Here is a 7,113-nt window from a genome sequence, read left to right on the forward strand (position 1 = left end):
GGCGGCCGGTTCGCGGACCGGCGCGTCACCGGGGACGCCCGCGCCCTCGCCGGTCCGGGCGACGGCACCTGCCGCATCCGGCCCTTTTCGTCCGGGGAATCCGGGGCAGAGGCCCGGTATGGGCATCCCCAGCCCGACCGGTGCGCCGTCGCGGCGGCTGTCGCCGGCACCGGAGAACGTCGCGCTGGCCCGGCGGTTCGTGCGGTCGGTGCTCGGTTCCGTCACGCCCGACGTGGTGGACACCGCCGAGCTGCTGGTCGGCGAGCTGGCGACCAACGCGGTCCTGCACGCGCGCACCGAGTTCGAGGTCCGGGCCTGGGCGGACGCGGGACGGGTCCAGGTGCGGGTCAGCGACCTGCGGCCGGAGGCGGGACTCGTGCCGCACGAGCACCACCCCTACGCCTGCACGGGGAGGGGCCTGGCCCTGATGGAGGAGCTGGCGCCGAGCCACGGGGTCCACAGCGGAGCGGACCGCAAGACGGTCTGGTTCGAACTCTGGTCCGAGCAGGCACCGCCGCCGACCTCCGCCTGGGAGGTCGTCGCCCCGGCCGGGCGCACCGTGAACGTGACGCTGGTGGACGTGCCCTACGCCCTCTACTGGGCGGCGCAGCAGCACTGGGAGGGGCTGCTGCGCGAGCTGTACCTGGCCGAGCGCGTCGACGGCCGGCAGACCGCCGTCCTGCCGGCGGACCTCGCCCTGGCCCAGGACGTGAGCAACCTGGTCTGCGCCAGCATGACCGCTGCGGTGCAGCAGGAGACCCCCGACAGCTCGACACTCTCCCTGCTCGTCGCCTTCCCCGCGGGCGCCGCCCCCGGCGTGGTGACACTGCGTCACGTCCTCGACAGGGCCGAGGCCGCGGCCCAGCAGGGGAGCCTGCTCGCCCTCCCGGCGCTGCCGCAGATCAGGGCCTTCCGCGACTGGCTGTTCGGGCAGATCGCCGGGCAGCTGACCGGCGGCGACCCCACCGCCTGGACGCTGACTCCGGGCGCTCCCGGCGACACCCCGACCGAGCTGTCCCCCTGGGACGCCGGTGAGGTGGTGGCGGCCGGGGTGCCGACCATCGCGGCCGACGACCTCAACCGGATCATCGCGGTGAACACCCCCGCGGCGAACCTGCTGGGCTGGTCGGCCGCTGACCTGATCGGCCAACGGCTGACCGTGCTGATCCCGGAGCACCTGCGCGACCGCCACGTCAACGCCTTCACCTCCCTGCTGCTGACCGGGCAGCCGCGGATCCTGGGCCGGTCGATCCCCCTCCCCGCGCTGCACCGCGACGGTCGGCTGATCCCCATCCGGCTGCACATCCAGACCCAGGAGGCGGTCGACGGCCGCACGGTGTTCGTCGCGCAGCTCACCGCGCGCACGGCTCCGCCCGGGCCGCTCCCGGTCCCGCCCGCCGGCCGGTACGCGACCCGGCCGGAACCCGGCCCCGTGCACCTGCCGACCACCACGAAGCGCACGAAGCGGGCGAGCGTCGACCGGGCGGCCCTGGACCGGCTGTCCCTGCTCGCCGACACCGGCAGCGCGCTGACCAGCACGCTGAACCTGGAGGAGGGGCTGCGGCGGGTCTGCCACGTGCTGACCCAGCGGCTGGCCGACTGGTGCGTGGTCGACCTCGTGGACGAGCAGGGCCGGGTGGACCGCGTCTGCATCGTCCACCGGGACCCCCGGGTCCAGGTGGACGAGGCGCACCTCGGCAGGCTCCCGCCCGTCTGCGACGACACGCGCGGATCCCTGCCCCGCGTGCTGCGCGGCGCGGGCCCGCTGCTGGTCACCCGGATCCCGCCGCTGAGCGGTGCTCAAAGCGCCCTCGAAATACGTCAGTTGGAGCTCTTCGAGGAACTGGGCGGCCGTTCCGCGGTGCTGGCCCCGCTGCGGGCGCGGCGGGAGGTCCTCGGCGCCCTCACGCTGGCCCGCACCCGGGACGAGCACCCGTTCTCCAAGGAGGACGTCCAGCTGGTCGCGGAGCTGGCCCGCGGCATCGCCCTCGGGGTGGACAACGCACGGCTGCACCAGCAGACCCAGTACACCGCCGAGCACCTCCAGCGGGCCCTGCTGCCGGACCTGCCCGAGGTCGACCACCTGGAGCTGGTCGCCCGGTACGTCCCCTCCAGCACCAACGCCGAGGTCGGCGGGGACTGGTACGACGCCTTCGCCCTGCCCGGCGGCGAGACCGTGCTGGTGATCGGGGACGTGGCCGGACACGACCTGCGCGCCGCCGTTTTCATGAGCACGCTGCGCAACATGCTCCGCGGCTTCGCCGTCGACCAGCAGGAGCCGCCCAGCGACGTGCTGCGCCGGCTCGACCGAGCCAGCCACCTCCTCTACCCGCAGTCCACCGCCAGCTGCGTCTACGCCCTGGTCAGCGCGGAGGACGGCGGCCGGTCGGAGCTGCGCCACTCCTCGGCCGGGCACCTGCCGCCTCTGCTCATCACGCGTGAGGGCGCGACGCGCTACCTGGACACCGGACCCGGCCTGCTGCTCGGCGTGGAGCCGGACCTGCCCCGCAACACCGGGTACGACGAACTGCCGCCTCACTCCACGCTGTTGCTCTACACCGACGGGCTCATCGAACGCCGCGGAGAACCCCTCGACGACGCCATGGCCCGGCTCAGCCGGCACACCGCCGCCCTCGCGCAGGCCCCGCTCGACGTCTTCTGCGACGAGCTGATCATCACCCTCGGCGCGGACAGCACCGACGACATCGCGCTGCTCGCCGTGCGGCCGCTCCGCTGACCGCTGCCGCGGCCCGTCGCCGTCTCAGCTCCAGTCGAGCCGCGTGGCCCGGCCCTGGGCGCGGCCCGCGTGGGCGGCCGGGGTGCGCGTGCCGGGGTCGAGCGGGTTGCTGCCGATGGCCTCCGTCGAGGCCGCGTCCGGGACGATCACCGCGACCCGCGCGCCCTCCTTCCGCAGCGCGGCCACCACGTCCTCGAACGGGCCCAGCGCCCGTGGCATGACCTCGGGCGGCAGCGGCAGCACGATCAGGACCCGCTCCGCACCGGTGCCGAGGGCGAGTTGGGCGTTGTCGTTGGAGAGGATGCCTCCGTCGATGCAGCGGCGTCCGCCGTCCACCGTCGCGGGAGGCCAGACCATGGGCACCGCGCAACTGGCTGCGACCGCGTCCACCAGGGGGACGCCGCACTCCCGGTCGAGGACCAGCGGCTCGCCCGACTCCGCGTCCACCGCGACGATCAGCAACCGCTGCCGCACCGGCCACTGGTGCACGGGCAGCCGTGAGGCGATCACGGCACGGCGCTCCGCCTCGGGGACCGTCTCCGCGGCGAGCGCGAGCGCTCCGGCGCGCCTGCGCATGTCGGCCGGGGACGCCGACTCGGCGGCGACGGCCGCCCACTTCCCCAGGAAGGACTCGGCGTCGAACTCGACGGCGATCTCGTCCGCCTGCAGCGCCGGATCGGCCTGACGGGCGAACAGTTCCTCGAAGCCCAGCCCGGACGTCAGCTGCGCGCCGACCGTGGACCCGGCCGAGGTGCCGATGACGGTCTCCGCCGTCCGCAGGTCGAGCCCCGCGTCGGCCAGGCCCGCCAGCAGGCCGGTCATCCAGGCGATCCCGGCGACGCCTCCGCCGCCGAGAACGAGCGTGGTGCGGGGCGCTGCGGTCATCAGTTCCTCCAGGAGATCCGGTGCGGCCTTCGTCGATCATGCTGCCAGCAACGGCCGCGGCCATGATCGGAAACGACGGAAACGATCGAACGGAGATGCTCCGGCGCCGGAATCGCTCACCCTCCGATGCCTCCGCAGTCCGATCCGGCTGACCGCCCGCACGCTGGAGTCGTTCCCGTCCGGCTCCCACCGGAGCCGGCGCCGAAGCCAGGAGGCAACGATGAACGACGCCCGCATCCTCGACGCCATGACCGACGCCGTCCAGGCGACAGGCGCCCTGCTGCTCGGCCTCGAGCGGCCGAAGCGGCCGGCAGCCGACCGCGCGGAGACCGAGCGCCGCTTCGCGGCTCTCGACCGGCTCGCCCTCGATCCGCTCCGCGAGCGCCTCGCCGACGTGAGCCCGAACGCCGTCTGGACCGACGAGATGGACACCCGCGTGCCGGCCCGGGGCGACGCCTGGGTCGCCGACGCGATGGACGGCGCGGTCCAGTACCTGCAGGGGCTGCCGCACTGGTGCGTGTCGCTCACCCTGGTCCGCGACCGGCAGGCACAGGCCGTCGTCCTGCACAACCCGCCGCTGGGGGAGACCTGCACCGCCGCGCGCGGCCAAGGAGCGTTCCGGAACGGTGAGGTCCTGGTCCCCTCGGCCAAGCAGGATCTCGGTGTGGCCCTGCTCGGCACCAGCCACCCGCCCACCGTCGCCCGCGAACCCGAGGCGGTCGAGGCCGCCGGACGCTCGTTGAGCGCACTGCTGCCGCACGTCGGCGCCGTGCGCAACCTCGGCCCGACCTCCTGGCAGATCGCCGACACCGCCGCCGGGCGGATGGACGGTTTCTGGCAGTTCGGCACCGACGACACCAACCTGCTCGGCCCCGCTCTGGTGGCCACCGAGGCGGGCCTGACCGTCACCGACCTCGACGGCCGCCCCTGGTCCGCCGGTGCACGCAGCTTCCTCGCCGCGCCCGCGCCGCTGCACGACCTGATCCTCCGCGCGGTCAACACCGGGGCTACGGCAGACTGCTGACCGTGCGTCAACCGGACCGACCTGCCGCCCCCGCCGTCCTCTCCGTGACCGACCAGCGCATCGTGGCGGCGCTCCAGTGCGACGGCAGGGCCCCGGCGGAGCGCATCGCGTCCGTGCTCGGGCTGGGCGTGCGCGACGTCCAGCGCAGGATCCGGACGCTCGCGGCCGACGGCACGGCGCGCGTGGTCGCCCGGCCACCCCTGCCGCCGGACACTGGGGGCGTGCTGCTGCGCGTCAAGGTGCTGCGCGGCCGGCTCGACCAGATCACCGCCGCGCTGGCGGCCCGCGACGACATCCCCTTCGTCGATGTCTCGGCGGCAGGCGACGAGATCTCCGCCGTCCAGCTCACCCGCGAGGACCGCCCCGGTAACCGGCTGCTCTTCCAGCAGCTGCCTGCCACCAGCGCCGTCACCTCGGTCGAGGCCCAGACCGTCCTGCACCTGTTCGGCGACGCGGCGGGCTGGCGGCTGGACCGGCTCACCACGGCCGAGCGGTCCGCCCTCACCCCTCCCGGCGCGCCCCGCCCCTCGTCCGCCGCAGAGCCCTTCGACAACACGGACGCCGCCCTCGCCCAGCTGCTCGCCGAGGACGGCCGGACCACCGCGGCCGCCGCCGCGGCCCGGACCGGACACCCGGAGTCCACCGTGCGGCGGCGGATCACCCGGTTGCTGGGGGAGGGCCGGCTGCGCCTGGAGGTGGTCACCGATCCCCGGCGGCTCGGGCTCCGCGTGGACGCGAACGTGTCACTGCAGCTCCCGCCGGACCGCCTGGACGCCGCCGGCCGGGCGCTCGCGGCGCATCCGGCGGTGCACGGGGTGATGGCGACGACGGGACGCAGCAACCTGAGCGCGGCCCTGTGGCTGGCCGACCACGAGGCCCTCTACCGCTTCCTCAGCCGCGACCTGACCGGCCTGGGCGTCACCGCGGTCGAGACCTTCCTCGTCGGACGGGCCGTCAAGAGGCCCGGGCACGCCGCCGCTTGAGCCGGGACGGTCGCGTCACCGGTACCGACCTGCCCCGGCCTGGTCCCCGGCCCGGTCCCCGGCGTGGTCCCCGGCCTGGTCCCCGACCTGTCCGCAGGACGGGAGGCACCTGCACTCCGGCGGCGCGACCTGACATCATGTGAGCGCTCACACAGACCTGGGAGGGCCTAGATGACCGTCAGTCAGCTGTTCCTGCACCACGAGGCGCACGGCCTCCTGCCCGACGGCCGGGAGCTGACCCGGTGGACCTTCGGCAGCAGGAACGGCGTACGCGCCGAGGTGGTCGACCTCGGCGCCCGACTGCACGCCCTGCACGTGCCGGACCGGAACGGCGACTTCGCCGATGTCGTGCTCAGCCCCGCCGACCCCGCCGACCTCCTCGGGAAGGCCGCCTACTTCGGCGCGACGGTCGGCCGCTTCGCCAACCGCATCGCCGGCGGCGAGCTGGTGCTGGACGGCGTGCGCCACGCGCTGGACACCCAGCCCGACGGCACCGCCCTGCACGGCGGCCCCGACGGCTACGACTCCCGGCTGTGGACGGCCCTCCCGCTCGCCACCGACACCCAGGTCGGCGTCCGCTTCACCCTGCACAGCCCCGACGGCGACCAGGGCCACCCGGGCGCGCTCGACGTCACCGTGGACTACCTGCTGGACGCGGACGGCGAACTGCGCATCGAGTACCACGCCGTCACCGACGCACCGACGGTCGTCAACCTGACCAACCACGCCTACGTCAACCTCGCGGGCGCCGGGCGGGGGACCGTGCACGACCACGTGCTCCAGGTCGACGCCGACGCCTACCTGCCCGTCGGCCCCGGTCTCATCCCCCGGGGCGCACCGGCCCCGGTCGAAGGCACCCCCTTCGACCTGCGCGAGCCCCGGCAGATCGGCCAGGCGCTGGAGGCAGGTGCCGAACACGAGCAACTCGCCTCCGGCGACGGCGGGTTCGACCACTGCTGGGTGCTTCGCGGCGGGGGGACCGGGAGTGCGGGCGGAGTCGAGGTGAGCGCGGATCGCGTCCTGCGCCGCGCCGCGCTGCTGCACCACCCGGCAACCGGGCGGGTCCTGGAGGTCCGCACCACTGAGCCGGGCATCCAGGTCTACACGGCGGGCGGCTTCGACGGCAGCATCGCCCGGGCGGACGGCACGAAGTACGGCCCCTTCGCCGGGGTCGCCCTGGAGACCCAGCACTTCCCGGACTCCCCGCACCACCCCGAGTACCCGAGCACGGTGCTGCGACCGGGCGAGGAGTTCCGATCCACGACGGTGTATGCGTGCTCGGTCGACGTGGCGGGGGCGGGTGCGGGTGCCCGGGCCGGTGCCGGTGCGGGTGCGGGGGAGATGGGGGAGACGGAGGACCGCTGAGCCAGGGCGCGCCAGCGGCCTCAGGAGGGGCGCGGCGTCGCCTTGTGGTTGCAACGGCCTTCCCCGTTGGGCGAGTTGCTCGCCGTGCTGCTGAATGGAAAATCGGGCTGCGGGAGGGC

Annotated in this window: 5 protein-coding genes; 4 read left to right on the top strand and 1 reads right to left on the bottom strand. The window is 74.7% G+C overall.

Features of this window, described 5'->3' with window-relative positions; all coding sequences use genetic code 11:
• Positions 1-118 precede the first annotated feature (118 nt).
• The gene (locus tag ACFP3V_RS12050) at positions 119-2,737 is read left to right on the top strand and encodes a SpoIIE family protein phosphatase (protein ID WP_380582869.1); all 2,619 of its coding nucleotides are present in this window, start codon (positions 119-121) and stop codon (positions 2,735-2,737) included.
• Between the two features lie 24 nt (positions 2,738-2,761).
• Here the strand turns inward: ACFP3V_RS12050 and ACFP3V_RS12055 are convergent, their stop codons facing one another.
• Positions 2,762-3,622 carry a patatin-like phospholipase family protein gene (locus ACFP3V_RS12055; RefSeq protein ID WP_380582871.1) on the bottom strand — a complete coding sequence of 287 codons (861 nt, stop codon included), beginning with the start codon at positions 3,620-3,622 and terminating at the stop codon, positions 2,762-2,764.
• A 220-nt stretch (positions 3,623-3,842) separates the two neighbouring features.
• Between ACFP3V_RS12055 and ACFP3V_RS12060 the strand changes: the two genes are divergently transcribed.
• The 3 genes from ACFP3V_RS12060 to ACFP3V_RS12070 all read left to right on the top strand — a co-directional run bounded on the left by ACFP3V_RS12060 (position 3,843) and on the right by ACFP3V_RS12070 (position 6,994).
• Positions 3,843-4,646 (top strand): inositol monophosphatase family protein, encoded by an 804-nt coding sequence (locus tag ACFP3V_RS12060; protein ID WP_380582873.1) that lies wholly within the window; start codon positions 3,843-3,845, stop codon positions 4,644-4,646.
• Positions 4,647-4,648: 2 nt separating this feature from the next.
• Complete coding sequence (locus ACFP3V_RS12065) at positions 4,649-5,629, top strand: AsnC family transcriptional regulator (RefSeq protein ID WP_380582875.1); 981 nt, start codon at positions 4,649-4,651, stop codon at positions 5,627-5,629.
• Positions 5,630-5,800: 171 nt separating this feature from the next.
• On the top strand, positions 5,801-6,994 hold the full coding sequence (locus ACFP3V_RS12070; protein ID WP_380582877.1) for an aldose epimerase family protein: 1,194 nt from the start codon (positions 5,801-5,803) through the stop codon (positions 6,992-6,994).
• Positions 6,995-7,113: the final 119 nt, after the last annotated feature.

It is taken from the genome of Streptacidiphilus monticola, assembly GCF_042658505.1.
Classification (GTDB): Bacteria; Actinomycetota; Actinomycetes; order Streptomycetales; family Streptomycetaceae; genus Streptacidiphilus; species Streptacidiphilus monticola.

Coding starts and splice junctions, on each gene's coding strand:
- ACFP3V_RS12060 (WP_380582873.1), top strand. CDS start 3,843: ATGAACGACGCCCGCATCCTCGACGCCATGACCGACGCCGTCCAGGCG.
- ACFP3V_RS12070 (WP_380582877.1), top strand. CDS start 5,801: ATGACCGTCAGTCAGCTGTTCCTGCACCACGAGGCGCACGGCCTCCTG.
- ACFP3V_RS12050 (WP_380582869.1), top strand. CDS start 119: ATGGGCATCCCCAGCCCGACCGGTGCGCCGTCGCGGCGGCTGTCGCCG.
- ACFP3V_RS12055 (WP_380582871.1), bottom strand. CDS start 3,622: ATGACCGCAGCGCCCCGCACCACGCTCGTTCTCGGCGGCGGAGGCGTC.